Origin of the sequence: Halobellus marinus (assembly GCF_032113415.1) — an archaeon.
GTDB classification, from domain to species: Archaea; Halobacteriota; Halobacteria; order Halobacteriales; family Haloferacaceae; genus Haloquadratum; species Haloquadratum marinus.
Window position 1 is genome coordinate 3,408,477 of sequence record NZ_CP134946.1, and the last position, 26,356, is coordinate 3,434,832.

The 26,356-nt window shown below is 66.4% G+C and carries 26 protein-coding genes and 2 tRNA genes; 7 read left to right on the forward strand and 21 right to left on the reverse strand.

Annotated elements, in window-relative coordinates; translation table 11 throughout:
- Positions 1-80 precede the first annotated feature (80 nt).
- The 15 genes from RJT37_RS16910 to ahaH all read right to left on the reverse strand — a co-directional run bounded on the left by RJT37_RS16910 (position 81) and on the right by ahaH (position 14,164).
- A tRNA-Asp gene (locus tag RJT37_RS16910) sits at positions 81-153 on the reverse strand.
- Between the two features lie 19 nt (positions 154-172).
- Positions 173-245: transfer RNA gene (locus tag RJT37_RS16915), tRNA-Asp, on the reverse strand.
- A gap of 164 nt (positions 246-409) precedes the next feature.
- Positions 410-1,093 carry a V-type ATP synthase subunit D gene (locus tag RJT37_RS16920; RefSeq protein WP_313686283.1) on the reverse strand — a complete coding sequence of 228 codons (684 nt, stop codon included), beginning with the start codon at positions 1,091-1,093 and terminating at the stop codon, positions 410-412.
- A 34-nt stretch (positions 1,094-1,127) separates the two neighbouring features.
- A complete protein-coding gene (locus tag RJT37_RS16925) occupies positions 1,128-2,243 on the reverse strand; it encodes a Brp/Blh family beta-carotene 15,15'-dioxygenase (protein ID WP_313686284.1) in 1,116 nt (371 codons plus the stop codon).
- Between the two features lie 4 nt (positions 2,244-2,247).
- Positions 2,248-3,063, reverse strand: coding sequence for a lycopene cyclase domain-containing protein (locus RJT37_RS16930; protein WP_313686286.1), 816 nt, complete (start codon positions 3,061-3,063; stop codon positions 2,248-2,250).
- 97 nt (positions 3,064-3,160) lie between these two features.
- Complete coding sequence (locus tag RJT37_RS16935) at positions 3,161-3,856, reverse strand: bacteriorhodopsin (protein ID WP_345785396.1); 696 nt, start codon at positions 3,854-3,856, stop codon at positions 3,161-3,163.
- 176 nt (positions 3,857-4,032) lie between these two features.
- Positions 4,033-5,790: a PAS domain-containing protein gene (locus tag RJT37_RS16940; protein WP_313686290.1), complete on the reverse strand. Its 1,758-nt coding sequence runs from the start codon at positions 5,788-5,790 to the stop codon at positions 4,033-4,035.
- Positions 5,791-5,921: 131 nt separating this feature from the next.
- Positions 5,922-7,346: a V-type ATP synthase subunit B gene (locus RJT37_RS16945; protein ID WP_313686292.1), complete on the reverse strand. Its 1,425-nt coding sequence runs from the start codon at positions 7,344-7,346 to the stop codon at positions 5,922-5,924.
- Position 7,347: 1 nt separating this feature from the next.
- Positions 7,348-9,105 (reverse strand): ATP synthase subunit A, encoded by a 1,758-nt coding sequence (locus RJT37_RS16950; protein ID WP_313686294.1) that lies wholly within the window; start codon positions 9,103-9,105, stop codon positions 7,348-7,350.
- Between the two features lie 3 nt (positions 9,106-9,108).
- On the reverse strand, positions 9,109-9,435 hold the full coding sequence (locus RJT37_RS16955) for a V-type ATP synthase subunit F (protein WP_311170752.1): 327 nt from the start codon (positions 9,433-9,435) through the stop codon (positions 9,109-9,111).
- The gene (locus RJT37_RS16960; protein WP_313686296.1) at positions 9,432-10,478 is read right to left on the reverse strand and encodes a V-type ATP synthase subunit C; all 1,047 of its coding nucleotides are present in this window, start codon (positions 10,476-10,478) and stop codon (positions 9,432-9,434) included. The genes RJT37_RS16955 and RJT37_RS16960 overlap by 4 nt, the downstream gene beginning before the upstream one ends.
- Positions 10,475-11,056 carry a V-type ATP synthase subunit E gene (locus RJT37_RS16965; protein ID WP_313686297.1) on the reverse strand — a complete coding sequence of 194 codons (582 nt, stop codon included), beginning with the start codon at positions 11,054-11,056 and terminating at the stop codon, positions 10,475-10,477. The genes RJT37_RS16960 and RJT37_RS16965 overlap by 4 nt, the downstream gene beginning before the upstream one ends.
- A gap of 21 nt (positions 11,057-11,077) precedes the next feature.
- Positions 11,078-11,317 carry a hypothetical protein gene (locus tag RJT37_RS16970; protein ID WP_311170755.1) on the reverse strand — a complete coding sequence of 80 codons (240 nt, stop codon included), beginning with the start codon at positions 11,315-11,317 and terminating at the stop codon, positions 11,078-11,080.
- Between the two features lie 251 nt (positions 11,318-11,568).
- A complete protein-coding gene (locus RJT37_RS16975) occupies positions 11,569-13,845 on the reverse strand; it encodes a V-type ATP synthase subunit I (protein ID WP_313686299.1) in 2,277 nt (758 codons plus the stop codon).
- Positions 13,832-14,164 (reverse strand): ATP synthase archaeal subunit H, encoded by a 333-nt coding sequence (ahaH, locus tag RJT37_RS16980; protein WP_313686301.1) that lies wholly within the window; start codon positions 14,162-14,164, stop codon positions 13,832-13,834. The genes RJT37_RS16975 and ahaH overlap by 14 nt, the downstream gene beginning before the upstream one ends.
- Positions 14,165-14,349: 185 nt before the next feature.
- Between ahaH and RJT37_RS16985 the strand changes: the two genes are divergently transcribed.
- Positions 14,350-14,973 (forward strand): methyltransferase domain-containing protein, encoded by a 624-nt coding sequence (locus RJT37_RS16985; protein WP_313686303.1) that lies wholly within the window; start codon positions 14,350-14,352, stop codon positions 14,971-14,973.
- Between the two features lie 26 nt (positions 14,974-14,999).
- Here the strand turns inward: RJT37_RS16985 and RJT37_RS16990 are convergent, their stop codons facing one another.
- Positions 15,000-15,494, reverse strand: coding sequence for a type IV pilin (locus tag RJT37_RS16990; RefSeq protein WP_313686305.1), 495 nt, complete (start codon positions 15,492-15,494; stop codon positions 15,000-15,002).
- Between the two features lie 87 nt (positions 15,495-15,581).
- Positions 15,582-16,913 (reverse strand): DUF7096 domain-containing protein, encoded by a 1,332-nt coding sequence (locus RJT37_RS16995; RefSeq protein ID WP_313686307.1) that lies wholly within the window; start codon positions 16,911-16,913, stop codon positions 15,582-15,584.
- Positions 16,914-17,051: 138 nt separating this feature from the next.
- Here RJT37_RS16995 and RJT37_RS17000 point away from each other — a divergent pair, with 138 nt between their 5' ends.
- Both RJT37_RS17000 and RJT37_RS17005 read left to right on the forward strand, forming a co-directional pair.
- The gene (locus tag RJT37_RS17000) at positions 17,052-18,323 is read left to right on the forward strand and encodes a helix-turn-helix transcriptional regulator (RefSeq protein ID WP_313686308.1); all 1,272 of its coding nucleotides are present in this window, start codon (positions 17,052-17,054) and stop codon (positions 18,321-18,323) included.
- 150 nt (positions 18,324-18,473) lie between these two features.
- Entirely contained in the window at positions 18,474-19,316 is an 843-nt protein-coding gene (locus tag RJT37_RS17005; RefSeq protein WP_313686309.1) for a polyprenyl synthetase family protein, read from the forward strand.
- 28 nt (positions 19,317-19,344) lie between these two features.
- Here RJT37_RS17005 and RJT37_RS17010 read toward each other — a convergent pair whose 3' ends face one another.
- On the reverse strand, positions 19,345-20,490 hold the full coding sequence (locus RJT37_RS17010; protein WP_313686311.1) for a DUF373 family protein: 1,146 nt from the start codon (positions 20,488-20,490) through the stop codon (positions 19,345-19,347).
- A 112-nt stretch (positions 20,491-20,602) separates the two neighbouring features.
- On the opposite strand from RJT37_RS17010, the gene RJT37_RS17015 reads away from it, so the two are divergent.
- Positions 20,603-21,598 carry a radical SAM protein gene (locus RJT37_RS17015; protein ID WP_313686313.1) on the forward strand — a complete coding sequence of 332 codons (996 nt, stop codon included), beginning with the start codon at positions 20,603-20,605 and terminating at the stop codon, positions 21,596-21,598.
- A 99-nt stretch (positions 21,599-21,697) separates the two neighbouring features.
- Here the strand turns inward: RJT37_RS17015 and RJT37_RS17020 are convergent, their stop codons facing one another.
- A complete protein-coding gene (locus RJT37_RS17020; RefSeq protein ID WP_313686315.1) occupies positions 21,698-22,393 on the reverse strand; it encodes a hypothetical protein in 696 nt (231 codons plus the stop codon).
- Positions 22,394-22,656: 263 nt separating this feature from the next.
- On the opposite strand from RJT37_RS17020, the gene RJT37_RS17025 reads away from it, so the two are divergent.
- Both RJT37_RS17025 and RJT37_RS17030 read left to right on the forward strand, forming a co-directional pair.
- A complete protein-coding gene (locus RJT37_RS17025) occupies positions 22,657-23,127 on the forward strand; it encodes a TRAM domain-containing protein (RefSeq protein WP_313686317.1) in 471 nt (156 codons plus the stop codon).
- Between the two features lie 81 nt (positions 23,128-23,208).
- Positions 23,209-23,712, forward strand: a complete 504-nt coding sequence (locus tag RJT37_RS17030; RefSeq protein WP_313686318.1) for a Tfx family DNA-binding protein — start codon at positions 23,209-23,211, stop codon at positions 23,710-23,712.
- On the opposite strand, the gene RJT37_RS17035 is transcribed toward RJT37_RS17030, so the two are convergent.
- Together RJT37_RS17035 and RJT37_RS17040 are read right to left on the reverse strand one after the other, a co-directional pair.
- Entirely contained in the window at positions 23,709-24,887 is a 1,179-nt protein-coding gene (locus tag RJT37_RS17035) for a mannose-1-phosphate guanylyltransferase (protein WP_313686319.1), read from the reverse strand. The genes RJT37_RS17030 and RJT37_RS17035 overlap by 4 nt on opposite strands.
- Positions 24,887-25,195 carry a DUF7091 family protein gene (locus RJT37_RS17040; protein WP_313686321.1) on the reverse strand — a complete coding sequence of 103 codons (309 nt, stop codon included), beginning with the start codon at positions 25,193-25,195 and terminating at the stop codon, positions 24,887-24,889. Before RJT37_RS17040 ends, RJT37_RS17035 begins: the two co-directional genes overlap by 1 nt.
- Positions 25,196-25,425: 230 nt before the next feature.
- Here RJT37_RS17040 and RJT37_RS17045 point away from each other — a divergent pair, with 230 nt between their 5' ends.
- Positions 25,426-26,355: a replication factor A gene (locus RJT37_RS17045; RefSeq protein WP_313686323.1), complete on the forward strand. Its 930-nt coding sequence runs from the start codon at positions 25,426-25,428 to the stop codon at positions 26,353-26,355.
- Position 26,356: the final 1 nt, after the last annotated feature.

A 26,356-nucleotide genomic window follows, 5' to 3' on the forward strand; every position in this document is an offset into this window, starting at 1 on the left:
TCAAATCCCGCGTTCGTCGTACCCCGATTTCACGAGTGAGCCGCGGAGATGAAACTCCGCGACGTGTGAAATCGAAGAAGCGCCCGAGGCGGGATTTGAACCCGCGTCACGACCGTGACAGGGTCGTATGATGGGCCACTACACCACCCGGGCAGACAACGGAGCACAGAAACGCCCGAGGCGGGATTTGAACCCGCGTCACGACCGTGACAGGGTCGTATGATGGGCCACTACACCACCCGGGCTTGCTCCACTTCTTCGTTGCCCGGTGGCATAATTAAGACTTGCCATCTGATGGCAGCGGAATCGCCCGCGCCGTCCCGTGGCTGTGGTGCGGCGTCGGGACGAGAATCGGATGAGGCGAGGAGAGAAGACCCGCGTCGTCGAAGACTCGAAAAGAGATTCCGGTTTAGTCGTCGGCCGGGGTCGCGGCTGCTTCTTCGGCGGCCGCTTTCTCTTCGGCCTCCTCCTCTTCCTTTTTGTTCTTGATCTTCTTCATCCGGAAGATCTCTTCGCGTTCCTGCTCTTCGAGTTTCTGCTCGATGTACTCTTTGTTCTCGTACAGATCGGGGAGCAGTTTGAACTCGAGGGCGTTGACCCGCCGCTTTGTGGTCTCGATCTCCTTGAGGATCTTCTTCATCGCGGTTTCGACCTCCGCGGCGAGGATGATCGTCTCGAGCAGTTCCTCGTAGGCGTCGGCGGCCTCGTCGATCCGCGCCGAGGAGCCCAGCAGTCCGTAGCCGCGCTGGTCGAGGTTCTTCCGGACGCGTGAGGACTCGATCTGCGGGACGACGACGCCCATAATATTCTTCGATTGGGTCGTGATCTCCGGGTGCTCCTTCAGCGCGGCGGCGGCACCGCGGACGGCGACGTCGCCCTCCATCGCCCGCGCCATATTGATCTTCTCCTGGGCGGTCTCGTACTCTTCGTTCAGTTCCGAGCGGACGTCCTGGGCCTGATCGAGAATATCCATAAACTCCATAATGAGGCCGTCACGCTTCTGTTCGAGCGTGTCGTGGCCCCGCTCCGAAAGCTGGATGCGATCCTCGATCGCCATCAGGTTCTTGCGGGTCGGTTTGACGTCTTCGGCCATTGCCGGAGGGTTGTGGGCGGGGCCTGTTAACCTTTTATTTATTGCCGGCGAACCGCGCCAGACCGGCGTTCTCCGCGCCGTCCATCCACGTCACGATCGCCACGTGCGGGAGCGTCAACACCGAAATAAATACCAGATACAGCGCCGCAAGCGTCCGGACCTCGGCGCCGCTCCCGACGCCGCCGCCGACTGCGACGCCCACGAGGAGGACGATCGAGACGGCCGAAAGCGGTGCAGCGTCCCGCCCGGTCCGGAACAGCGCGGCGAGGGCCCCGGCCTCGGCGAAGGCCTGCCGTGCACCGTCGTCGATCAGGATCAACCGCGCGATATGCCGCAACGAGTGCCACACGCAGAAGTAGATTCCAACTGCAAGAAGCGGCGGGACGAGCAGGAAGAACGCCCACAGCAGAGCTGTCTCGGCGGCGTCGCGTCGCCAGCCATCGTCGGCCGCTCGCCGTCGACCGGCGATGAGGGTTCCAACGGTCACGAGGACGAAGCCGACGCCGAGCGCCGCACGAACGTCGACGGAGAGCAGCCACGACGCGCCGAGGTCGCCGCCGAACAGCGCGACCCACGCATCGACGACCTCCCGGTATCGTCCCGGAAACCGCAATACTGGGACGAGCATCGGCAGTCCGCCCCGGACCAGAAGCGTCCCGAGGCGAACGCCGGCGCCATCCAGATGGGTGCTCCCGAGCGCATCGAGGAGGTACAGATCGCCCTGCCCCCAGTGGAGCCAGGTCAGCGCCACGAACAGGCCCGCGGAGACGGCGGGGGCCAGTGCCCACAGCGCCGCGTACCCGACGCCGAGGACGAGATAGACCGCACCGACGCCGAGCAACCACCGTACGGTCGGCTGTTCCCCCGCGGCACGGGCCGGCGCCAAGTGGTCGACGGCGCCGTGCGGAAGCCCGAAGACGAGCAGGCTGGCCGCCAGCGGCACGTACCGCACCCAGGGTGGATACGAGACCGAAAGCCCCGTCACCGTCGCGACCGCCGCACCGAGCGTCAGTACACCGATGACGAGCCAGGCGGGACGGCAGGCCACTGCGGCCAGGAGTGCCTGGGCCTCGAACCCGCGGTTCGACCCTGCTTCCGGGCTACGGATGCTTCGACCGGCCACGGCCTCCTCCGACGGCGACCCGTCCATTCTGTCACACCTCGCGGTCGGTCCACGATCGGAGCCGCGGGATCGACCGCCGCTCGCCGTCGGGGGCCAGCCACCGGTCGGTCACCCAGCCGTAGAGGACGAGCCCCTGCACGACGAACAGGTTCGTCACGAGGAAAAACAGCCCCTCCTCGATCGGCAGTCCGGCGACGGAGATTCCGGTGGTGTACTCCGGCGAGAGGATCCAGATCCCGTATTCGATGGCGATCCGGTCGACGATACTGAGATACAGCGTCGGGACCGCGACCCCGAGGACGACGAGGCGACGGCGAGCCAAAAGCTGCGGCGCGCCGACGGCCCACTGGAGCGCCAGGACCGGTGCCGCCCACGCGAGGATCGCCCCGAGGTAGAACGTCGCGTCGGTGCCGAGCAGCCACAAGCCGCCGATGCCGATGCCGGCGGCGAGGACGACGGCCGCGATTCGACTCCTGATCGGGCGGGTTATCGACGGCCACGTCGCCGGCAGCGACAGATGCGCCAGCCACAGCGCCGTCACCCACGGCTGCACGAGGATGAACAGGTACTCGCCGATCGGCGCGTAGCCGATGGTGGCGAGCGTCGAGCCGTCGCCGTACCGCCACACACCGCGGGCGATGAGGTAGTTGTCCCACGGCGTCGTGTACGCCAGCGCGATGACGGTGATGATCGCGACGCCGACCCAGTAGGAGTGTCGGCCCGTCGAACGGATCGTCGAGAGGCCGTCGAGCCGCGATCGGCTCACGAACCCGGTCGCGATCAGAAACATCGCTACGGGCACCAGAAAGGCGAGGTGAAACTGCAAGTAGGTCAGCTGGGATGTCATTGGATACACTCCAGGGTCCCCACGCTTTTGTTGTTCGGGCCGACGGCCGAAAAAGTGCGGGAACGAGTCGGGTGTGGTTTCGCGTCGATCCGTTCGATTAGTCTGCTGCTTCGGCGTCGCCGACAGCCGAGCCGGCGGCGTCGAGGACTTCACGACTCGACAGCAGGATGATACCGAAGCCGACCTTCGCGACCAGGTCGAGCACCATGAAGCCGGCCGTCTCGATGTACAGGCTGACGAGTTGGAGGCCCTCGGTGCCGATGAGCCACCAGACCGGGTACACCAGCCAGATCACGACGATCAGCGTCCGGAGCGTGCTGAACGTCGAGGCCGCATCACCGGACAGCCGGCTGGCCTTGTCCCCGAGCGAGCCGTACAGCATGTACAGCAGCACGAGCAGGAAGCCCGTGGAGACGCCCCACCAGATCAGCCGGCGTGCACCCTCCGACAGCGCGCCCGGACCGGCCGACAGCGTCGCCACGGCGCCCGTCGCGATCATCAGCATGTCGAGGCCGACGAGCGCTGACAGCTGGTTCCGATCTGCCCCGGCGAGCAGGCCGAGGTCGATAAGCAGGAGCGGCGTGGTGAAGAACCAGTCAGTGTACCGGGCCCAGTATATCGGCAACTCCTCGCCGCCGATCATCACGTTCGTGAGCCCGAAGCCCAACGCCATCGCGAGATAGTTGGTGAACGCGATGGCGGTAATGAATATCGTTACAATATAGAACTCCTGTCGCCGTCTGTTTGTTTCGCCCCAGCCCCTGGCGATGAAGTACAGCATCCCCAGGAACATTCCGAGCGTTCCGATCCACAGCCATATTCCTTCACTACCGGGTTGCGGCATAGTACATTCGGTAATAAGAGGGTGACAATGATAAGTGACGTACACAACTAGTTGGGTATTCTCCCGCCGTCCCCTCGTCCACTGTCCCGTCCCCGCGTCGCTCGGGAGTCGCTACCGGACCGTGTTCAGCTTCCGTCCCGTTCGAGGATCGCGCCGACCAGCTTTCGCTGGGCTGCCCGCAGGTGCTGGTGAAACGTCGATCGGGAGACGCCCATCGTTTCGGCGATTTCCTCACCACTTTTCTCGTGGGGCCACTCGAAGTACCCCGAACTGTAGGCTCTGACCAGCGCAGCGTGTTGCCGATCAGTCAGGCGGGCTTTCAGGTCGGCGACGAACTCCCGGTGGGTTTCGTTCCGCTGCTCGCGGCGCCGGTAGCCAGTCAGTTCCACACGTTCGAACGCGTTGGTCGCGGCGTCTGCGAGCGACTGCGCCATCGTCTCCCGTCCGACTTCGACCGTGACCTGTGCGATCCCGTCTTCGACCTGGATGTTCCGGAGTTCCCCGCCGTAGTCGGACAGCAGCGTCCGAAGTGTCGAACCGGTGATCGACAGTTCCAGGACCGACCCCGCCTCGCCGGCGAGGACGGTGTGGATCTCGATCGCGCCGTCTGCCGCCGTTCGAACGGCGTCTTCGTCGACGCTTATCTCCGTCTCGAAGAGCATCGTCGGTTCTCGCCGGTCGCCGACGCTGCCGGCGTACTGCAGTCGACACCCGAGCGCGGAGGCGAACCCGACCAGCGGATGGTCGCCGATCGCGAGCCGGACTTCGATCCGCTCTTCGCTCTGGAGCGTCCGCTGGCTTTCCAGGGCGTTGATCCCCGTCGCGACCGTCCGGCCGAGAGCCGTCAGGACTGCGCGCTCGTGGCTGTCGAACTCCCCGTCCTTGCGGGCATAGACGCCGATCATCCCGTACATCACGTCCCCGTAGTGAAGCGGGACCGCAGCGACCGCACTCAGTGGATCTTCTATCCCGTCGTCGATCGGTTCGATGTGGACGTATCGATCGTCCAGGGTTTCTCGAACCGCTGCCGCGGTTGCGCTCGCCGAATCCTTGCTTTGCTCCCCCGCTTCGTGCTCCCGAGAGCCGTCTGCCGTCCGATCAGCGGTCGATTCGTCCGACGGCTCCGCCGAGCGGGTGGAGAACTGACAGTCCCTGACGTCGCAGTCCGTCTCGCCGGCGACCACCTCCGGGACGACTGTGTCTGTCGCCGGATCGTACGTGCCGATCCACGCCCCGGCGTACGTCTTGCCGACGATTTCGGCGACCTGCTCTTCGAGATCCCGCCGAGAGTCCGCGCGAGTTACGGCCTCTGTCACGTCTGCGACGACTCCGTCGAGCCGTTCCAGGAGGTGTTCCTGGACCGTCAGCTCCCGTTCGATCCGCGACGCACGGCGCTTTGCTGCGCGCTCGGCCCGCTTTCGCCGCGTGATGTCCCGCTGGAACCCGACGTAGTTGACGACAGTGCCGTCCTCGTCGCGGAGCGGCGCGATCGTCACCTCGTTCCAGAACATCTCCCCGTCCTTCCGGTAGTTCCGGATCTCCACCGACGTCGCACGCCCCGCTTCGATCGCCGCCCGCATCTCTGCGACGGGCGCTTCACGCGTGTCGTCGCCCTGCAGGAACCGGCAGTTCCGGCCGATCGCGTACTCGGGAGAGTAGCCGGTGACCCGCTCGAACGCCGCGTTGACGTACACGAGCGGCATATCCGGTGCCGTCGCGTCGGCGATGGTGATCCCGACCGGCGCCTCGTCCATCGCCCGGGTCTTCAGCGCCTCGTCGACGGCATCCGTGCTCGCCGACGCTGCCGGCGAGTCGGACCCGATTCGCGACGTCCGTTCTGCGTCCGCCGCCTCGCCGATCTCCGGCTTCCCGCGCTGTGCCATAGAACAAACTCCACCCGGAGATACAAAACAAATGTGGCCAGCGGGGTCGAGATCCCGAAAAATTGACTGTCAGCGATGCTGATCGGTCGTTTCGAGGGCTGTGATCGGCAAAGAGCCCCGGCGCTCGGCGGTTAGTCGGCCGTCGCTTCGGTCTCGGTCGCTTCGCCTTCGTCCTCGCGGTAGTACTTTTCGATGAACTCCTCGTCGACGCGGTTGAGTTCGGTCTTCGGTAGCATCGACAGGAGATCCCAGCCGATATCGAGGGTGTCCTCGAGCGGGCGGTTGGTCTGGAAGCCCTGGTCGATGAACTCCGCCTCGAACCGGTCGGCGAAGTCGAGATACTTGTTGTCGCGTTCCGACAGCGCCTCGCGACCGACGATGTTCACCAGGTCCCGAAGGTCCTCACCCTCGGCGTAGGCGGCGTACATCTGGTCGGAGACGTCGGAGTGGTCCTCGCGGGTGAGGCCCTCGCCGATCCCGTCGTCCATCAGCCGCGAGAGGCTGGGCAGGACGTTCACCGGGGGCTGCAGGCCCTGGCTGTTGAGGTCGGGGTCGACGTAGATCTGTCCCTCGGTGATGTACCCGGTCAGGTCCGGGATCGGGTGCGTGTCGTCGTCGCCGGGCATCGTGAGGATCGGAATCTGCGTGACCGAGCCCTCGCGCCCCTGGATCCGGCCGGCGCGCTCGTAGAGCTGCGCCAGGTCCGTGTACATATATCCGGGGTACCCACGTCGGCCGGGCACCTCTTCGCGAGCTGCGCCGATCTCCCGGAGCGCCTCGCAGTAGTTGGTCATGTCCGTGAGGATGACGAGGACGTGATACCCCTTGTCGAAGGCGAGGTACTCCGCGGTGGTCAGCACCATCCGCGGGGTGACCGTCCGTTCGACGGCGGGGTCGTCTGCGAGGTTCATGAAGACGACGGAGCGTTCCAGCGCGCCCGTGCGCTCGAAGTCGTCCATAAACTCGTTTGCCTCCTCGGCGGTGATCCCCATCGCGCCGAAGATGACGGCGAACTCCGATCCCTCGTCGTCGTCGCCCTCCTCCTCTTCGGGGACGCTCGCCTGCCGGGCGATCTGCATCGCCAGTTCGCTGTGCGGCTGGCCCGAACTGGAGAAGATCGGGAGCTTCTGGCCGCGGACGAGCGTGTTCATCCCGTCGATGGCGGAGACGCCCGTCTCGATGAACTCCTCGGGGTACTCCCGGGAGTAGGGGTTGATCGCCGCGCCGACGATGTCGCGTCGCTCGTCCGGAACGATGTCCGGCCCGCCGTCGATCGGCCGGCCGGAGCCGTCGAGCACCCGCCCGAGGAGGTCCTCGGTGACGGGCATCTTCATCGTCTCATCGAGGAAGCGAACCGACGCGTTCTGGTCGATACCACTCGTGCCCTCGAACACCTGGATGGCCACGAGGCCGTCGGAGGATTCGAGGACCTGTCCGCGCAGCGTCTCCCCCTGTGCCGTCTCGATCTCGACGATCTCGTCGTAGCCGATGGCCTCGTCGACCTCGGCGAACACCAGCGGGCCGCTGATCTCGGTGATTGTCTGGTACTCTTTCATGTTAGTAGAGATTCCGGAGCTGGTCGGTGATTCTGGATTTGAGATCGTCGACGTACTCCTCGTAGTCCTCTTGGACGCCGATCCGGTTGATGTCCGGCGCGGCGTCGATGTCGATGATCTCTTCGATCGGAACGCCTGCGTCGAGGGCGTCGAACGCCTCGTCGTTGAGCGTCTTGATCGTCGTCAGCATCAGGTACGTCTTCTCCGGCGGACAGTAGGTGTCGACCGGGTGGAACGCGTTCTGCTGGAGGTACGCCTCGCGCAGGTAGCGGGCGACCTCCAGGGTCAGCTGCTGGTCCTCGGGGAGGGCGTCCTTCCCGACGAGCTGGACGATCTCCTGCAGTTCCGTCTCTTCGTCGAGGACGTCGATTGCCCACTGTCGGACCTCCGGCCAGTCCTCGGCGACTTCCTCTTGGAACCACGGATCGAGCTGTTCCCGATACAGCGAGTACGACTCGTTCCAGTTGATCGACGGGAAGTGCCGCCGTTCCGCGAGGTCGGCGTCGAGCGCCCAGAACGTCTTGACGATGCGCAGGGTGTTCTGGGTGACCGGCTCCGAGAAGTCGCCGCCGGGCGGCGACACCGCGCCGATGGCGGACACCGATCCCTCGGTGCCGTTGATGTTCTCGAAGTAGCCGGCGCGCTCGTAGAACTGCGCGAGCCGAGCGGCGAGATACGCGGGATAGCCCTCTTCGCCGGGCATCTCCTCGAGTCGGGAGGAGATCTCGCGCATCGCCTCGGCCCACCGCGAGGTGGAGTCGGCCATCAGCGCCACGTCGTAGCCCATATCGCGGTAGAACTCCGCGATGGTGATCCCCGTGTAGACACAGGATTCCCGCGCGGCGACGGGCATATTCGACGTGTTCGCGATCAGCGACGTCCGGGCCATCAGCGGGTTCCCCGTCGAGGGGTCCTCGAGTTCGGGGAAGTCGTCGATGACCTCGGTCATCTCATTGCCGCGCTCGCCGCAGCCGACGTAGATGATGATGTCGGCGTCGGCGTACTTCGCGAGCTGGTGCTGGGTGACGGTCTTCCCGGAGCCGAACGGCCCCGGAATCGCGGCCGTCCCGCCCTTCGCGATCGGGAAGAGGCCATCGAGGATTCGCTGCCCGGAGACGAGCGGCGTCCGCGGGGTCTTCTTCTCGACAGTCGGCCGGGCCTCACGGACCGGCCACTCCTGCCGCATCTTGATCTCTTCGCCGGAATCGAGTGCGACGACCGTCTCCTCGACGGTGTACGATCCCGAGTTGATCTCGACGACCTCGCCGCCCTCGTAGTCGGGCGGCACCATCACCTTGTGGTCGATGGTGATCGTCTCCTCGACGGTCCCGACGACGTCGCCGGGCTCGACGGCGTCGCCCTCCTCGACTTCGGGCTCGAACTCCCACTGTTTGTCGAGTTCGATCCCCGGCGCGTCGACGCCGCGGTCGAGATACGGGCTACCCATCTTGTCTTCGAGGATATCCAGCGGCCGCTGGACGCCGTCGTAGATGGTGTCCAGCAGGCCTGGACCGAGGTCGACAGTCAGCGGTTCGCCCGTGTTCTCGACGGGTTCGCCGGGACTGATCCCCGAGGTCTCTTCGTACACCTGTACCGTCGTGATATCGCCTTCGATCTCGATGACTTCGCCCATCAGGCCCTCGTGGCCGACGTAGACGACGTCGTTCATCCGGGCGTCGAGATCGCGGGCGGTCACGACGGGACCACTCACGCTCGCAATAACACCGTCCTCGCGGACGGTTTGTGCTGTCTGACTCATGTATTAGTTGTCCTCCTCCATCAGATCGATACCGATGGCTCGCTTGATCTGGTCGCGGAGGCCGCCGGCGCCCGCGCCGCCGCCGAGGGTCACGAGCGTCGGCTCGATGCTCGTCTCGGCGGTTTCGCGGACGTCTCGCGAGAGATATTCGAGGTCGTCGTTGTACATCACGACGATACCGACGTCCTCGTCTTCGAACACTGCGGTGACGGCCTCGTCGAGCTGTTCGTCCTTTGCATCGTCGGGAACGGTCTCGAACTTCCGGACGCCCGCGAGGCGGAACCCGGTCGTGAAGTCCGGGCTCCCGACGACGGCTATCTCCTGGCTCATATGTTCACCAGCTCCTCTTGGATCTGTTCTTCCGACAGCCCCGCCTCGCGACCGCGCGCGATCGCGCGGATGTTGTCGACCTCCCGCTCCTTTGCGAGGATGTACGAGACGATCGGCGTGATCGAAAGCGGGAACACGTTCCCGAGTGCGCTCGTGTACTCCAGCAGGATCTCGTCGAGCGCCCGCTCGAAGCCGATGAGGCTCTCTGCGGCCTCGAGTTCGTCGAGCGCCTCGGAGAGTTCATCGCCGTACTTCGACTCGCGGATCGCGGCCACGAGTTCCTCGCGGTTCTGCGAGAGCGTCGCGAGTTCGCTCGCCGTAAACAGCGAGCCGCCGTCGATGTAGTACTCGGCCGGGTCGATATCGGCGCCGCTCTGTGCCAGCCGCAATGCGTTCCGGGCGTTCCGGAAGTCGATCTCCGCCTCCAGGAACTCCCGGTACTGCGCCGTCGCTTCGTCGACCGCGAGATCCTCGAGGAGGTGCTCGTAGTACGTCCGATCGACGGCGTTCTCGAGCGGGACGAGGACGCCGGTCTCCTCGTAGTCGTCGTACGCCGCCTCGAGGCTGTCGCCGAACATCGTTCCCGAGAGCCGTTCGACGACGTCTTCGATGCTCGGCGAGTCAAGCAGTTGGTCGAGCAGTTCCTCGTCGAACTCGCCGGCGCGGATGAGGTCGTCCTCGATCGCCTCCCGGTCGGCCTCCGAGTAGAGGCCGCGGATGACCGTCTTGATGTTCCAGGCGTCGAACTTCCGGAGGTAGCGGGCGATGAGGTCGTACAGCCGACCGTCGGCCCACCGGAGGAGGTCCTCGAACTGCTTTGCGAGGTTCCGGTTGAGCGCGTACTCGATCAGATCGACGCCCGAGTGTCGGGCGCCGAGCGCGTTGATCTCGGCCTCGTAGTCGGATTCCTCCATGAAACGGGCGATCTCGGCCGGCCCCATCCGAATCAGCTTGCGGTACTCCTCGTCCCCGTACAGGGCGCTCCGACGCGCCCCGACGCGGGCCGTCACGTACTCGGGGTTGGAACCGCCGGCTGTGCTCATTGGTCGAACAGGATCTCGCTCACGTCCTTGAGGTTGTCCTCCCAGACGCCTTCCAGAACGGAGTCGAAGGTGTTGTTCACCCGAACGCGGGAGTCGGCCCCCTCGACGACGACGCCGCCGAGACAGTCGTACTCCCCGGCGTACTCGAAGCCGTCGAACTCGCTGACGAGCGCTTCGAGCAGCTCCGCGTCGTCGGCGCGGCCGTACACCGACACGGCCTCTTCGTCTTCGAATTCGGGGACGGCGGCTTCGAGCAGCGCCCGCGTGAGCTCCTCGCGCGTCTCCTCGGGGAGCTCGACGAGCTGCTCTTCGACGCCCGAACGGACGTCTTCGAGAACGTCGCGACGAGCTTCGAGCCGCTCCTGTTTGGCTTCGAGCTTCGCGCTGGAAAGCGCCTGCTCGCGCTCCTGTTCGATCCGGCGTTCGACGTCGGCCTCGCGAGCCTCCAACAGCTCCTCGGCGTCCGCCTCGGCCGTCTCGATGATCTCGTCGGCGCGGCGCTCACCCTGCTCGCGTATTTCGTCCGCACGCGCGCGGGCTTCGTCTCGGATGTCTTCGACGACGTTGTCCAAACTCATAGGTGGAAAGAGCGGGGGCGGTTAGACCAGGAATACGACGACCAGCGCGAGGATAACGAGCGTCTCCGGGAGCACGGTCAGGATCAGACCGTTCACGAAGAGGTCGTTGTCTTCCGCGATGGCACCCATCGCGGCGGCGCCGATTCCGCGCTCGGCATACCCTGCGCCGAAGGCGGCGAGGCCGACCGCGAGTGCGGCGGCGGCGGACGGTTCAAGAGCCGGGGCAGCTGACTGCGACTGCTGTAGGAGTGCTTCGAACATTGTTTTGCGTTGGTTGACCGGATAGTCGTCTCCGAACGTGCGTAATTGAACAGACGCTTCTCATAAAGCTTCCCAAACGGAGTCGACGGATCCGGAGAGAAGCGGCCGCATTCGGCGATATTCGACGTTTGCGAACGTTAGACACACCCCCTGTCGAGGTGACCGTAGACCGGTCGTCCGCTTTTGACTCCTGAGCGCGGAGAACCGCGCCTTTGGTCGTCGGAACGGTAAAAATCGGCCGTCGAACGAGCCTAATCCTCGGTGGTAAAGCGTCGCTCGTAGCCGAACGGCTCGTACTCGCGGCCGCCGCCGTCGAAGAACTTGTTGAAGAACTCGACGTACTCGAGACGCACCGCCTGCAGGCCGGCGCTCGTGACGCCGAGCGCGAGCACGAGCAGGTGCCCGAGCACGAGCACGAGGAGGCCGATCAGGATCGTGGCGGCGTCGCCGTGGACGAGTCCGCCGAACATAATCTCGGTCACCTCGTAGCCGTGATAGCTCAGTGTCTCGCCCGGTCCGAGCGCGGCCACCGCTTCGGCGTCCGGCATCCCGCCGAGACCGAAGTGCCACCCGCCGTGGCTGTCGACGTACACGCCGAAGAAGAGGAGATTGACCGTGAAGGCCATCCCCGCCTTCGCGAGCAGCACCGCGGCGATCCGGGTATAGGAGAGGACGTTGACCAGCACGTTCAGGAACTCGACGGCCTCGATGGGTTCACCGACCGCGAGGAGGATGAAGCCGACGAGGAACACGAGCAGCGGGAGCGTGAACGGGCCGTTGACGACCGGGATGGTGAACAGTTCCATCGCCGGGAACCCGTTGAATCCGAGGGGGATCACGCCCTCGCTGGAGAACGTCGTGTAGATGAACTCGGGCGCGACGCTTCGGAGCGCGTCGCTGAAGACCCATACCCACAGGCCGTTCATCATCAGGAGCCACGAGCCGTTCTCGTAGACGGCGTGTTTGAGGTCGTGCAGCTCGAAGTCCTCGATGAAGCCGAAGATCCACGCGACGTTGAGGTGGAAGATGCCGATGAGGATGCTCACGACGAGCCAGCCGCGGGCCCAGTCGACGCCCTCGGGCGAGAGACCTTTCTCGATCGGGGCGTGGCTCAGGCCGACGACGCCCTCCCAGAAGTACGTCGCGATGACGTGGAGGCCGAACAGTTCGCCGTAGAGGACGCCGAAGAGCATCGTGAAGATCCCGGCCGCAAGCGTCACGCCGCCCATACTCCGGAACGCCGGACGGTCGGCGAAGCTGGTGTAGAGGTAGTAGCCGATCGCCGTGTAAATGATGCCGTATCCGAGATCCCCGATCATGAAGCCGAAGAACGCCGGGAACGTCAGGAACAGAATAACCGTCGGGTCGAACTCGTAGTAGTTCGGTCGGTTGACCGCCTTGACCAGTATCTCGAAGGGCTTGACCGCTCCGGGGTTGTCCTGGACGGTCGGGGGTTCGTCGTCGGCCATCACGACCGGACTACCGCCGTCGGCGCGGGCCGCCCCCGCGGTGCCGCCGTCGGTCGCCGCGGTCGCCGCCGAGCCAGCCCCCTCTTCGGGGAACGACTCGCGGACGCTGTCGGTGCCGTCGCGGGAGAACGTCGCGCGTTCCAGTTCCTCGACCTCGACGCGGTCGCCGACCGCATCGGCGATCGCGGCCTCGAACTCGTCGTACCGCTCGCTCGGGATCCAGCCCTCGGCGATGAAGGCGTTCTCGGTCGTCGCAAACGACAACGGTGCCTCGGTCTTCTGGACGTCGATCGAGAGCTTCTCCTCGGCCGCAAGCAGGAAGCCGGCGGCCTCCCGCCGTTCGTCTTCGAGTTCGTTCTCGACGGTCGTGAGCTTCGATTCGAGCTGTCGTTTCTCGTATTCGAGCTCCTCGGCGTACTCGGTGGGGCTTCCCTCCGCGTCCGGCACGTCGATGGAGGCGAAGTCCGCACCGACGAGCGCTTCGTCGAGTGCCGAATCGTCCGCGTCCTCGGCCGGCCGCGCGAAGACGGCCAGCGTGTCGTCTCCGGCGAAAATCTCGTACTCCTGGAGGTCCTCGCTGTCGGCGACTGCGCGCTCGATGGCCTCGCGGTCGCCGCTCCCGACGGCGACGGTCAGCGAGTCGTAGCCCGACAGCAGGTCCAGGTCGATTCCCAGATCGACGAAGGGATCGAGCGCGTCGAGCCGCTCTTCGATGTCTCTGATCTCCCCCCGGAGGTCGGCCTTCCGGTCGTCGAGTTCGTTCACTCGGGTCCGGATCTCTTCGAGTTCTTCCTCCACCGCGTCGTCGGTGACGATCCGGGTCGGTCCGGCGTCCTCGGCATCGACGTCGAGGATGCTCTCAAGCGAGCGGACCGTGACGAGCCGATCGGAGGACTCCTCGGCACCCTCGGTCGGGTTCCCCGGCTCGAACCCCTCCCAGGAGCCGTCGTATTCGGTGACGTGCAGCAGGTTCAGTTCGTGGACTGCCTCGACGACGGGCTCCATCACCGTTTTTGCGCCCGTCACCGAGACTTTGCTCATCTGCTCAGGTCTGAGCATGTACCGCCTCCTCGAACCTGCTGATCGCGTACTCGACGGCCTCCTCGGTGTTTTCTTCGGCCGCCGCGATCAGTTCTTCCCGAGCCTCGCGACCCTCCTCGAGGCGTTTCTCGCGCTCGGCTTCGATCTCCTCGCGGGCCTCGGCGAGCCGTTCTTGCTCGTACTCGTCGGCCTCCGCTTCTGCTTCTGCGCGGATCTCCTCGGCCTCGCGACGAGCCTCCTCGATGCGCTCGTCGCGCTCTTCCTCGGCCTCCGCGATGATGTCTTCGGCCTCGGATTCGACCGTTTTGATCCGTTCGAGAACCTCTGGTCTCGGCATACTCGTATCACCGAAACGTAGCGGAAGCGCCGTATAAGGTGTTTGCGGAACACGTCCGCCAGCGCCACCCAAAACGCGCACTCTGTCGATCTCGATACGGCTGTCTCTTCGGGTTGTAGCGCCACAGGGGCCCAGACGGGGGTGGATCCGCAGCGTTATGATTCTCCCGTTCCAAGCCCCGATCGATGGGTGTCCTCGAAGACAAGGCCAACGCGCGGTTGTTCTACAAGTACCTCTCGCAGGTGTACGACCGGATCAACCCGTTCATCTGGAACGAGGAGATGCGCGACGAGGCACTGGAGTGGTTCGGCCTCGAGGCGGGCGACCGCGTTCTCGACGTCGGCTGCGGGACCGGATTCGCCACCGAGGGGTTGCTTCGCTACACCGACAACGTGCACGGGCTCGACCAGAGCCCCCACCAGCTCGAAAAGGCGTTCGACAAGTTCGGCACCCGCGATCGGGTGCGCTTTTACCGCGGCGACGCCGAGCGACTCCCCTTCGCCGACAACTCCTTCGATGCCCTCTGGTCGTCCGGATCGATCGAATACTGGCCGAACCCGGTCGACGCGCTCGCGGAGTTCCGGCGGGTCGTCGAACCCGGCGGGCGCGTCCTCGTCGTCGGCCCGGATTACCCCAAGAACCCGCTGTTCCAGCAGCTCGCAGACGCGATTATGCTGTTCTACGACGAGACGGAGGCCCAGCGGATGTTCGAGGAGGCTGGCTTCGTCGACATCGAACACCACATCCAGCAGGCGTACCCGTGGAGCCCCAAGGCGATCACGACCATCGCGCGCGCACCCGAAGAGTAAGGGAAAACCGCCCGGCGAGTCGGTGCTCACCCCACGATCCCTCGTACCTGGCCAACCCGGCGACCATCGGCGGACACCGAAACCGACACGACCGCCCCGGGGGTTAGCGTCGGATCGTTCGTCGCGGCGATCCGAAACGCGCCCGACTCTCCCGCCGACCAGCGGCCGTCGCTCGCGACGTTGAACGGTCCCGTCGGCCCGCCGCGAAAGCCTTCCGCCGCGAAGAACGGCACCGGCGGCTGGTGATCGAGGCGCTCGCCGTTGATTTTCACGACGAGCCGAACGTCGTCCATCCGGAGCGTCGGCCCCGCCTCGTGTGTCAGCGCGACCTCGTCGCCGTCGAGGCGGAGCGAGAGCGCGACCATCCCGCCTGGATCTGCTGGCCCGCCACCGCCGATCTGGTCGGTTTCAGTCGCCTCCGCGACTGCCTCTGCGCCGGCGGCGACGGCGCTCCCCAGAGTGACGCCGACGAGGAGGAGGACGACGACACCGATCACCGGCGCGGCCGCGCGTGCTGTCACGGGCCGTCTGGTCGCGGCATCGGATAAGAACCTCCGGGACCGGTTTCGTGCTCGGCCCAGGTCGGCGGACGCCGTTTTCCGCCGGTTTCACTCGGTCGGCGTCGTCGACACCGTCTCAGCGCCGTCCGACGCCGAACTCCCGTTTACTGTTCCGTAGACCAGCGGCGTCGCCGTCGGCTCGACGGTCAACAGGACCACCGAACTGCCGTCGATCGCGGTCACCTCGTAGGTGCCGGCCGGCGCCAGCGTCCACAGCGAGCCGTCCGCGCCGGTCGTCCCGACGACGGAACTGCGGCCGCCGGCGGGCCCGACGGTGATCTGTGCGTCCACCGGGTCGTCAGTGTCGGTGCTGTTGAGCTGGAGCCGGACGGGCCCGCCGGGGTACGTCCGGTAGGCGGTCAGCCGGAGTCCGTCTTTGACCGCCGACGTCGGTAATCCCGTCGAGACCTGGTCTAGCGGCCGGTACTGGTACTCCTTGAAGACGCGGCGGCTTCCGCTGTCGACGAAGGCGACGAGGCGACCACGTTCGTGCTCGATGGTGACGCGCGCGCTGTCGCTGTCGGGGTTACCGAGCGTGTCGTCGCGGAGCCGCCGGTCTGCGATCGTCGGATACGCCGTTTCGGTCGCGTTGACCGCGTCTCCGAGAGAGAACCCACCGTCGTTCGTGCCCCTGAGCGGTCCCCGGTACGTTTCACGGACGTACGTCCCGTCGCGGATGACGCCCAGCGTGATGCTGTTATCGCCCGACTGGACGAAGAAGCGCGCCGACTTGACCTCGCCGCGCAGGACCGCCGCCGCGTGCCCGCGGATCGGCCCGGTCAGCGTGTTCAGCTCCAGTTCGATGTTCCCGAAGCGCGACGAGGAGATACTGAACCCCGGCGTCGACTCCGAAAGCGACTGGAGGCGCGCGCGCCGCCGTTCTAGTTCCCGCGCCTCGGCGTCGATCAGCGCCAGATCGTACAGGAGCCGTCGGGGAGAGATCTCCCCGCGGCCGTACGATGCGATGACTCCCCGCTGTTCGGCACGCAGCGAGACGATTTGCTGTTCGATGGCGCTGACCTCCTGAAGCAGGTACTGCTGGCGGACTTCCGTGGTTTCCGCGGACTCGATCCGCTCGACGATGCTCTCGGTTGCGAGACGGGCGTCCGTCGTCGTCGTCGAGAAGGAGAGGCCGCTGCCGAGTTCGACGTACTCGGTTTCGAGTGTACTCCGATCCGTCGCCTCGGTCGGGATGCCCAGGACGTTGATTTTCGACCCGTTCACGTTCGGGTCGTCGGTCTGTGCCGGTGTCGCGGCCGACGTCGCTGACACGGCTGGGGCCCTCGGCTGGGCCCTGTCGCTGTCGGCGGCGCCCGGGACGGCACCGGCGACCGCCGAGAGCACGAGGAGGAGGGCGAGTGCGATCGGGACGGCACGCATACGCGAAATCTTTGACGGGCCGGTATTAAAAACGCCATCATCGATCCTGTCGGCTGTTCGGCAAAGGAGCCGACGGAGTCGCGTCGACATCGGACCGATGGAAAGCGTTTTGAGCGTTCCACGTGCAGTCCTCGTCAAATGCGGATGCCCGCGCTCGTGGCTGCCCTCCTCCTCTTCGTCGCCGCCGTCGCGCCAGCCTCTGCGCTCGCTGTGGGCGCTGGGGCCGGGGCGGGAGCTGCTGCCGACGGCGCTGTCGCGTCGCCAGTGTTCCCCGCTGCAGACGGACCGGCCGCGCTTGACGGGTCGGCTGTCCGTGCACAGGTGGACGAGGAGACGCCGCCGCGGACGACCGTGGAAATCTCGTTGCAACCAGATCGGAGCGCACGATGGCGCATCGAGACACACTACGCTCTCGATTCCGCGAACGAGACGGAGGCCTTCCGAACGATCGCCGAGCGCTACGAGGCGGGCGAGGCTGACGCGGGACCCGACGCCACGCTCTTCAGATCTCTCAACCGACGCGCCAGCGAGGCGACCGGACGAGAGATGGCGATCCGGAACGTCACGTACCACGGTTCACTCGACGAGGCGGCCGGCCGCGGGACGCTCGCGCTTACTTTCCAGTGGACGAACTTCCTGCGGCGCGGCGACAACGAGACGCTCGTCCTCGACGACGTGTTCCGGCTCCCCACTGCCGAGAGCGACGACCGCCGCACGTGGCTGTCGGTGTTCGACGCCGACCAGGAGATCCTCATCCGGCCGCCGGACGGCTACACGGTGACGGGCACGAGCATCGCCGTCCAGCAGCAGGAGAGCGCGATCGTCCTCGCAGAGCCCAGCGACTTCGAGGGCGAGCGGGAACTCCGCGTCACCTACAGGACGGTCGGTCCCGCCGAGCAACTCCCGATCGGCGTCCTCGCCGGCGGCGGGTTGATCCTGCTCGCAGCACTCCTCGGCGGTGCGTGGCTGCTCCGCGGACGGGACGACCTCCCGGGCGGCGCGTCCACCACGGTATCGAACGGCGACAGCGGGACGCCGGCGTCGTCGAATGGGGCGGCGGAGGGTGACGAATCCCTGGCCGAAGGATCCGCTGGGGGGACTGAGGCGGCGGCAACGGTTGGTGGTTCCGCTCCGGACGACGCTCCCGACACGGAAGGCGGTGCCGCCTCGGGAATCGATCCCTCTCTCCTCTCCGACGAGGAGCGCGTCGAACGCCTGCTGTCGCAGAACAACGGCCGGATGAAGCAGGCGACGATCGTCGACGAGACCGGGTGGTCGGACGCGAAGGTCTCGCAGTTGCTGTCGACGATGGCCGAAGAGGGGCGGATCAACAAACTCCGACTCGGCCGCGAGAACGTCATCTCCCTCCCCGAGGAGGCGGCCGATGACGAGAGCGACAGCGGCCAGTGACGTGAGGCAAAGGCGGTCTGAACGGGAAGACGACGGTGGCCACTAACGTGAGGCACAGCCGGCCTGCGCGGGGAGACGACGGCGGCCGTCAACCACTTCCGACTCGTAGTTCCGGAACCTCTTTTGCCGGCGCATCCTCAGAGGCGGGTAATGGAGTATCTGGAGCGTCGGGTCTCGATGGTGGAGGCCCGCCTCGAGGAGGTCATCGAGGCCGTCGATCCCCCGGAGCTATCCGACGAGGTCGCCCACGTCGCCCTCGCGGGGGGCAAGCGCGTCAGACCGGCCGTGACGGTGCTCGCCTGCGAGGCCTGCGGCGGGGAGCCGTCGGACGCGGTCGACTTCGCGGTCGCCGTCGAGTTGGTGCACAACGCCTCGCTCGTCATCGACGACATCATCGACCGCTCGGACGTCCGGCGCGGGACCGCCAGTGCGTGGGCCGAGTACGGATACGGTCCAGCGATCATCGCCTCCGACGGTCTGCTGGGGGAGGCCTTCGCCCTGCTCTCGCGGAACGACCACGCGACCCAGATCGTCGCCGAATCGATGGTCGAACTCGGGGAGGGCGAGGCGACTGAACTTGTCGCCCGCCCGACCGACGAGCGGGAGTACGTCGAACTGGCCCGCCGGAAGACGGGCGCGTTGTTCCGCGCGGCCGCCGAACTCGGTGCCGTCGCGGCCGAGGCGGATCCGTTCACCGTCGAGGCCTTCGGCGAGTACGCCGAGCGGGTCGGCGTGGCGTTTCAGATCCGCGACGACGTCCTCGACGCCACCGCCGACGCCGACGAACTGGGGAAGCCGACCGGCCAGGACGCCGAGATGGACCGGCCCTCGCTGGTCCAGGTCACCGACCTCTCCGTCGAGGAGGCCAACCAGCGGGCCCACGATCAGTCCGATCGGGCGCTGGAGGCGCTCGCGGCCTCGAACGTCGACGACAGCGAACCGCTGGGGTATCTGCAGGACCTCGCGGAGTTTGTCGTCGTTCGCGAACGCTGATCGGAGGCCGGAACCGGTCCGGGAGTCTCTACGTCGCCTCGGCGTCCGCTTCGGTCTCTGTTTCCGCGGCGGTCGGGAATCGCGATTCTGCGATCGCGAAGGCGAGTGTGCTGAACACGCCCAGAAGCGTCCCGACCGTGAGCCCGACCGCAAGCCCCGTTAGCGAGAAAGACTGGACGCCACCGATACCGCTCGGCAGGAAGAACCCAGAGACGACGTAGAGAACGATCGAAATCGCGACGACGTAGAAGGGGGCGTTGAGGTAGCGCCACTTGAACCGGTCAGCGAGATACTCGTCGGTCACCTGTCCGAGGCTGGAGGTGACGCCGGCGGCTGCGAACCACTGCACGGCTCCGTGGACGAGCGCTGCCAGGACGATCGGCGGCGTGGGGTCGCTGACGCTCGCGCGGACCGTTTCGAGCAGGGCGATTCCCCGGAATCCGCCGACAATCAGGAGCGCCGCGGCGGCGACGTAGGTGATGAGCGTGACCCGGCCCTCGTAGAGCACGTCGCGGATCCGATCGGCGGTGTCGTCGATGGCGTCCTCCAGTCCGAGCCCACGGAAGAGCGTGTACAGTCCCAAAAGCGCTGAGATGATCCCCAGCACGACGGCCCCGGGCACCTCGAAGAGGCTGGCGATCGTGAGAAACGGATAGATGAGAAGCAGGATCCCGAGCGGTACCAGGATCGTCCCGCGGGTCTCCGGGTCCGCGAGCACCTGCTTCATCGTGTAGTAGATCGACTCCAGGTCCTGCGCCTGCCGGACGACGACGCGGCGCACGCTGTCGATAGGGACGCGCGAGCGGACGATCGGCAGGACCGACTCGTCCTGTGCGCCATCGGTGATGACGATCGCGCTGACGTTCTCGCCGGTCGAGAGGCCCGCAAGCACCCGGTCGATCTCCTCACCGATCGCGCGGTTGGCCTTCACGTCGCCACTCTGCGTTCCCGTGACCGCCGCAACCGTCACCGCCTCCTCGACGTCCGGGTCGGCGCAGAGCGCATCGTACTCGTGGATCCCCTGGAACAGCACGTTCACGTCGGAGTCCTCCGGGTCGGCCTCCGCGAGATCGACGGCGGCCGCCTCGACCGCGTCCCGGCCGACGACGGGCGTTGGATGGCCCGTCTTGCGGCCCAGGTCGTCGTCGAGGTCGACACAGAGGACCAAGAGCATTTGGCGGACGTAGGCCGTCGACGTATATCTGCTTTCGGGAGCGCGCGAGCGGAAGCAGGACCGAACCCAAGTAGCACGACTTTTGAGTCTCGGGCCGGTATGTTTCGAGAGAATGATCTCGAAGGGCTGTGAACAGTGCGCGAAAGGGGGCAAGATGGTGCTCTTCGTCTACGGCTACTGCGACCAGCGCGACTGTTTCTACTGCCCGCTCGGCGAGAACCGGAAGAACGTCACCGACGTCTACGCCAACGAGCGCCTCGTCGAATCGGACCAGGACGTCGTCGACGAGGCGAAACGGATGGACGCGCTCGGGACCTCCATCACGGGCGGGGAGCCCCAGGAGGCCCTCGAAAAGACCTGCCGATACCTCTCGCTTCTGAAAGACGAGTTCGGCGAGGACCACCACACCCACCTCTACACCGGCATCACGGGCGGCCGGGAGAACATGCGCCGCCTCTCGGAGGCCGGTCTCGACGAGATCCGATTCCACCCGCCGTACGACCTGTGGGGCGATCTCCACGGCACCGAGTGGGAGGAGATCCTCTATATCGCCCGCGAGGAAGGGCTCACACCCGCCTTCGAGATCCCCGGCATCCGCGCCGAACCGGAGTTCCTCGAATTCCTCGACGAGGGCGCCGCCGAGTTCTGTAACGTCAACGAGTTCGAGATGAGCGACGGCAACTACCGCCGGATGCAGGAGGCGGGCTACGAACTCCAGGAGGGCCACATGTCCGCCGTCGACGGCTCGAAAGAGGCGATCTTAGAGGAGATGGGCGACCACGAGCGGGTGTACTTCTGCACCTCGGTGTTCAAAGACGCCGCCCAGCACCGGAACCGCCTCAAGCGGATGGCAAAGATCGTCCGGCGGCCGTTCGACGAGGTGACCGACGACGGGACGATCGTCTACGGCAAGACGTGGGTCTCGCCGGCGGAACTCGACGCCCTCGGCGTCGACGAGGAGTTCTACACGGCCAAATCCGATCACGTCGAGGTCGCGTGGTGGCTCCTAGAGGAGATGATCGAAGAGGGTGACGTCCCGGAAGGTGAGATCATCGAACAGTACCCGACCGTCGACGGGACCGTCGTCGAGCGGACACCGTTGGCGTAGGTCGTCGAACGGACGCCGTTGGCGTAGGTCGTCGAGCGGACGCCGTTGGCGTAGGTCGTCGAGCGGACGCCGCTGGCGTAAGCCGCCCACGCCGGATTTTCAGCGGGAGCGCGGGGATCGACGGTCCCCATCCGCGGTCAACGCCAGAAAGACACTCGGGAGCAACGCGGTCGCCGCCCCGGCGAGCAGCCACTCCGTCAGCGGACCGCCGTCGAGCACCCCGACGCCGACGAGGCCGACGCCCAAGAGTCCGCCTGCGACTGCGGCGCGGCGTTTCGTCCGGACGCCGACGGCGAGGCCGCGTTCGTTCCCGTAGAGCGCGCACCCGAGAGCCACGGCGCCGCCGACGGCGACGCCTACGAGCGGCCGGTCGACGAACAATCCCGCGACGAGCAGGAGGAATCCGGTCGCGGCGCCGGCGAGGACCGTCGTCTGCGGCGGGAGCGGATTGACGTCCGCGCCGTAGCGCGTGGCATAGGCAGCCGGGGGAACGAAGAGCACGACTCCAACGAGGAGCGCGAAGAGTACGCCAGCAGGCGTCGGATTGCCGAGGAGGGCCCCGAGCGCACCGAGTGCGGCGACGAGACCACCGGCAGCGAGCACGGGTCGGGGCCGGATCGTCGCCGCGGGGTCGTCGTCGCGGACGATCCCGAAGGCGACGAAGGGGTAGGAGACGCCGGCCCCGATGACGACCGTCGCGTAGAGGCCCCACCCAAGGGTCACACCGGTGACGAGGGCCGAAAGGCCCAGAAAGACGCCCGTGACGACCGCGAACTCGGGGACGCGACGGCTCATACCCGGACTCGGGACGAGTCGAGTGAAAGCGTTGCGGTCGCGGGAGAACGGTACTGATTACTCTCACTGTTTCCCGCCGAGCGCCATCCCCGTTGGCGGCGCTCGGTGGGAAGAGACGAGAGTAATCAGTAGGGTCGGTTCGGCAATCCGACGGCGGGAACGGTCCGTCGCTCGCGTGGCCGGAACTGTCTCACTCTCCGGCCGATCAGGGCCGTCCACTTAAACCCACAAGCGTTTAGACAGGCCGCGGAGTAACTGCCACTATGTCCGACTGTCCGCTGGCCGACGACTGCCCCCGGTACTCGGAGCGCATCGACGGGATGGGGTGCCAGTACTACGGCGACCGTGGGGGCGCGGAGTGGTGTAACAACTACGACCAGCCGATCCGCGACCTGAAGGCCCAGCCCGTCAAGCCCGGGGAGGAAGTCGTCGTCGAGGTCGACGACATCCACGAGAGCGGCGCGGGCGTCGGCCGGACGGACGACGGGTTCATCGTCCTCGTCGACGGCCTTTTGCCGGAGGCGCGCGCGGTCGTCCGGATCCACCGTGTGAAGTCGAACCACGCCACCGCGAAGGAAGTCGTCGAGCGGCTGCCGCTCGACGAGGACGACGCGGACACGGACGTCGATACCGCCGACGAGGAGGAAGCCGACGACGATGACGACACGGAGACCGGCGACGGACTCGACCGCCGGACGGCGCTCGGCAGCCGCGACAACTTCTGGGGCGGGTAGTACGCCCGCACATCCGGGGCAGACGGTTCGGACAGCCGTTCTTCTGGGGACTTTTTTGCGCGTGGCCGCGTAGGCAACGGTATGGACGAGGTCGATGACGGCGAAGCCGTAGACGTAGACGTCGACGCGATCCTCTCGGAGACGGGGTTCGATCCCGAGGAGAGCGTGCTCACGCGACGACAGGCGGAGGTGCTGGCGCTCAGAGAGCGTGACATCCGCCAGTCCAAGATCGCCTCGATGCTGGGAACGTCCCGGGCGAACGTCTCCAGCGTCGAATCGAGCGCGCGGCGCAACGTCGAGAAGGCACGCGAGACCGTCGCGTTCGCCGAAGCGCTGGCCGCGCCGGTTCAGGTGTCCGTCGAGGCGGGAACGGACCTCTACGACGTCCCGAAACTGGTCTACGACGCCTGCGACGAGGCCGGCGTGAAGGCCAACCGCACGGCGCCGGAGCTGATGAAGGCAGTGTCGGATGCCGCTGGCGACGCCGTCCAGGGGCGCGAAGTCCGTAAATCGCTGCTCGTCGGGGTGACCACGAACGGCCGCGTCGAGGTCCGCCACTCGTCGGTCGCGACGGCCGACGACTAAAACTCGCCGTGGTCCCGTAGCGCGCCGACCAGCGATTTGACGGCCTGAGCGCGCGCTTTCGGGACTACGAGCACGCGGTCGTCCCAGGCCACCACCGCCAACTCGGAGACGCCCACAAGCGAAACGTGTTTTCTGTCGGCCGCGACGACGTTGTCCCCGGCGTCGAGCGTCCGGAGCGTGACATCACCGGCGACCACGTTGCCGTCTTCGTCCGCGGGGAGCACTCGCTGCAGGGCGTCCCAGGCGCCGATGTCGTCCCACGTGAAGGAGACCGGCACGACCGCGATCCGGTCCCACGTCTCGAAGACCGCGTTGTCGACGCTCACCGGATCGGCGGCCTCGAACGCCGCGGTCACGGTCGGGTCGTCGCCCAGGTCGCCTGCGCTGTCGGCCGTATCTTCACCGTCACCGGCCGCCGCTTCGGCGGTACGAAGCGCGTCGACCAACTCGGCAAGCGGCGACGCCGCGGCCGCTTCGAGGAACGCGGCGGGTCGCCAGGCGAACAGGCCGGCGTTCCAGTAGTGGCCGGCGGCGACGTACGCTTCCGCGGTGTCGGCGTCGGGTTTCTCGTGGAACGACCGGACGGGGTACCACTCGACGTCGCGGTCGGTCGATGCCTCAGTAGATCCGTCGGCGTCGCCGACGGACTCCCCGGCCTCGGTGGATTCGTCGGCGTCGTCGATCGCGGCCTCGATGTAGCCGTAGCCGGTCTCCGGCCGCGTCGGCTCGACGCCGAACGTGACGAGCCGGTCTGTCGCTGCGGCGACGGCGACGCCGCGTTCGATCGCCGGAGCGAACCCCTCGCCGACGAGGTGGTCGCTCGGGAGCGCAACGACGACAGGGTCGTCGTACGTGCGATCGATCCAGTGGGTCGCATACAGAAGGGCCGGTCCGGTGTCCCGCCCGACTGGTTCGACGAGTACTGTGGCTTCGGGCACGCGCTCGCGCACGCCATCGACGTACGTGTCGCGGGTGACGACGACTACCTCGTCTGTAACCTCTCGCGCCCGCGAGACAGTCCGTTCGAGGAGCGACTTCTCGCCGGCCAGCGGGAGGAACTGCTTCGGACGATCAGAGCGGCTGGCGGGATACAGCCGGGTGCCGGTGCCGCCGGCGAGAACGACGGCGACGACGGGATCCGGCTGGGGCGCGACGGGTGGTTCCGCGTCGGTCATCACCACGTCTCCACGATGCCGTCGCGGACGTCTTCGACACATCCCTCGCAGTCGGGGTGACCTGCCTCGAAACACTCGGGATGGCCGTCGTCGTCGACGTGCACGGTCCGCTTGTCGGCGTCGCGGCGGCAGACGAGCCTGACGCGGCCTGCCTCGTCGCGCGGGAGCGACGGCGGCACTGCTCCGCTCGCGGACTTGTCGCCGCCGGACTCCTCGCGACCCTCGCGGTAGGCGTCGCGTGCCTGGGCGTACTTGCGGCCGGCCTCGCGGAACTTCTGCCGGACGAGGCGTTCGAGCCGGTCCTCCATCGGGGGAAACTGGGGCCGGAACCGGTATAGATCCGTTGGTGGTCTGGTCGCGGGTTTGCGGCGCCCTCGGAATCGTCTCGTCACCGAACGTCAAATCCGGATTGGACGGCCGAAGCCGCCCGATATCGCGTGCTATTCCACTTTCACCCCGGTCACGACACTTTATTACTCATCGGGAACCAACCGGCGTGTGCCTCCCAACGAAAACCAAGGTGGAGGCGAGTGAAACTATGTCAGACCTGCGAACACACGCAGCGGAGATTGCAGAACAGTTCTCGGACCACCTCGACGTGAGCGAAGACGAGGTCGAAGAGCGACTGCGGAACCTCGTCGAGGAGTACCGGGTCCCAGTCGAAGAGGCGCGACGGTCGGTCGTCAACAGCTACCTCGACGAGGCCGACCTCGAACGCGACGAGATCGGTCGCGGCGGCAACGACGAGGTCCATCTCACCGACATCGACGAGGACGAACAGTGGATCGACGTGACCGCGAAGGTCGTCGAGCTATGGGAGCCCCAGAACGAGGCGATCGCCCAGGTCGGCCTGCTCGGCGACGAGTCCGGGCGGACCAAGTTCGTCGCCTTCGAAACCTCGGACCTCCCCGACTTAGAGGAGGGAGCGGTCTACCGCCTCGGGAACGTTGTCACCGACGAGTACCAGGGCAACTTCTCGGTGAAGCTCAACCGCACCACGACGATCGAAAAGCTCGACGAGGACATCGAGGTCGGCGACGACGCCGTCACCGTGGAGGGGGCGCTCGTCGACATCCAGTCCGGCAGCGGGCTGATCAAGCGCTGTCCCGCGGAGGGCTGTACGCGCGTCCTGCAGAACGGGCGCTGCTCGGAGCACGGCGACGTCGAAGGCGAGTTCGACCTGCGGATCAAGGGCGTCCTCGACGACGGCGCCGCGGTCCACGAGGTGATCTTCGGCCGCGAGACGACCGAGGAACTCACCGGAATCGAACTCGAGGAAGCCCAGCAGCTGGCGATGGACGCCCTCGATACCTCGGTCGTCGTCGACGAGATGCGGCAGGACCTGGTCGGCCGGTACTATCGGGTGTCGGGCCCGGAACTCGGCCGGTACGTCCTCGCCGACGAGGTCGAACGACTCACCGAACCGGCGGATCCCGAAGCGGTCCTGATCAAAGCGAGGTCGATCTGAA

What these genes read in the sequence shown, in the direction of transcription:
- RJT37_RS16970 (WP_311170755.1), bottom strand. Translation starts at nt 11,317, where the DNA reads ATGTTCGAAGCACTCCTACAGCAGTCGCAGTCAGCTGCCCCGGCTCTT.
- RJT37_RS16975 (WP_313686299.1), bottom strand. Translation starts at nt 13,845, where the DNA reads ATGCTCAGACCTGAGCAGATGAGCAAAGTCTCGGTGACGGGCGCAAAA.
- RJT37_RS16950 (WP_313686294.1), bottom strand. Translation starts at nt 9,105, where the DNA reads ATGAGTCAGACAGCACAAACCGTCCGCGAGGACGGTGTTATTGCGAGC.
- RJT37_RS17035 (WP_313686319.1), bottom strand. Translation starts at nt 24,887, where the DNA reads ATGACCGACGCGGAACCACCCGTCGCGCCCCAGCCGGATCCCGTCGTC.
- RJT37_RS16925 (WP_313686284.1), bottom strand. Translation starts at nt 2,243, where the DNA reads ATGGACGGGTCGCCGTCGGAGGAGGCCGTGGCCGGTCGAAGCATCCGT.
- RJT37_RS17020 (WP_313686315.1), bottom strand. Translation starts at nt 22,393, where the DNA reads ATGAGCCGTCGCGTCCCCGAGTTCGCGGTCGTCACGGGCGTCTTTCTG.
- RJT37_RS16960 (WP_313686296.1), bottom strand. Translation starts at nt 10,478, where the DNA reads ATGAGCACAGCCGGCGGTTCCAACCCCGAGTACGTGACGGCCCGCGTC.
- RJT37_RS16965 (WP_313686297.1), bottom strand. Translation starts at nt 11,056, where the DNA reads ATGAGTTTGGACAACGTCGTCGAAGACATCCGAGACGAAGCCCGCGCG.
- RJT37_RS17025 (WP_313686317.1), top strand. Translation starts at nt 22,657, where the DNA reads ATGTCCGACTGTCCGCTGGCCGACGACTGCCCCCGGTACTCGGAGCGC.
- RJT37_RS16945 (WP_313686292.1), bottom strand. Translation starts at nt 7,346, where the DNA reads ATGAAAGAGTACCAGACAATCACCGAGATCAGCGGCCCGCTGGTGTTC.
- RJT37_RS17040 (WP_313686321.1), bottom strand. Translation starts at nt 25,195, where the DNA reads ATGGAGGACCGGCTCGAACGCCTCGTCCGGCAGAAGTTCCGCGAGGCC.
- RJT37_RS17015 (WP_313686313.1), top strand. Translation starts at nt 20,603, where the DNA reads ATGATCTCGAAGGGCTGTGAACAGTGCGCGAAAGGGGGCAAGATGGTG.
- RJT37_RS17005 (WP_313686309.1), top strand. Translation starts at nt 18,474, where the DNA reads ATGGAGTATCTGGAGCGTCGGGTCTCGATGGTGGAGGCCCGCCTCGAG.
- RJT37_RS17000 (WP_313686308.1), top strand. Translation starts at nt 17,052, where the DNA reads ATGCGGATGCCCGCGCTCGTGGCTGCCCTCCTCCTCTTCGTCGCCGCC.
- ahaH (WP_313686301.1), bottom strand. Translation starts at nt 14,164, where the DNA reads ATGCCGAGACCAGAGGTTCTCGAACGGATCAAAACGGTCGAATCCGAG.
- RJT37_RS16995 (WP_313686307.1), bottom strand. Translation starts at nt 16,913, where the DNA reads ATGCGTGCCGTCCCGATCGCACTCGCCCTCCTCCTCGTGCTCTCGGCG.
- RJT37_RS16940 (WP_313686290.1), bottom strand. Translation starts at nt 5,790, where the DNA reads ATGGCACAGCGCGGGAAGCCGGAGATCGGCGAGGCGGCGGACGCAGAA.
- RJT37_RS16930 (WP_313686286.1), bottom strand. Translation starts at nt 3,063, where the DNA reads ATGACATCCCAGCTGACCTACTTGCAGTTTCACCTCGCCTTTCTGGTG.
- RJT37_RS17045 (WP_313686323.1), top strand. Translation starts at nt 25,426, where the DNA reads ATGTCAGACCTGCGAACACACGCAGCGGAGATTGCAGAACAGTTCTCG.
- RJT37_RS16985 (WP_313686303.1), top strand. Translation starts at nt 14,350, where the DNA reads ATGGGTGTCCTCGAAGACAAGGCCAACGCGCGGTTGTTCTACAAGTAC.
- RJT37_RS16920 (WP_313686283.1), bottom strand. Translation starts at nt 1,093, where the DNA reads ATGGCCGAAGACGTCAAACCGACCCGCAAGAACCTGATGGCGATCGAG.
- RJT37_RS17030 (WP_313686318.1), top strand. Translation starts at nt 23,209, where the DNA reads ATGGACGAGGTCGATGACGGCGAAGCCGTAGACGTAGACGTCGACGCG.
- RJT37_RS17010 (WP_313686311.1), bottom strand. Translation starts at nt 20,490, where the DNA reads ATGCTCTTGGTCCTCTGTGTCGACCTCGACGACGACCTGGGCCGCAAG.
- RJT37_RS16935 (WP_345785396.1), bottom strand. Translation starts at nt 3,856, where the DNA reads ATGTTCCTGGGGATGCTGTACTTCATCGCCAGGGGCTGGGGCGAAACA.
- RJT37_RS16955 (WP_311170752.1), bottom strand. Translation starts at nt 9,435, where the DNA reads ATGAGCCAGGAGATAGCCGTCGTCGGGAGCCCGGACTTCACGACCGGG.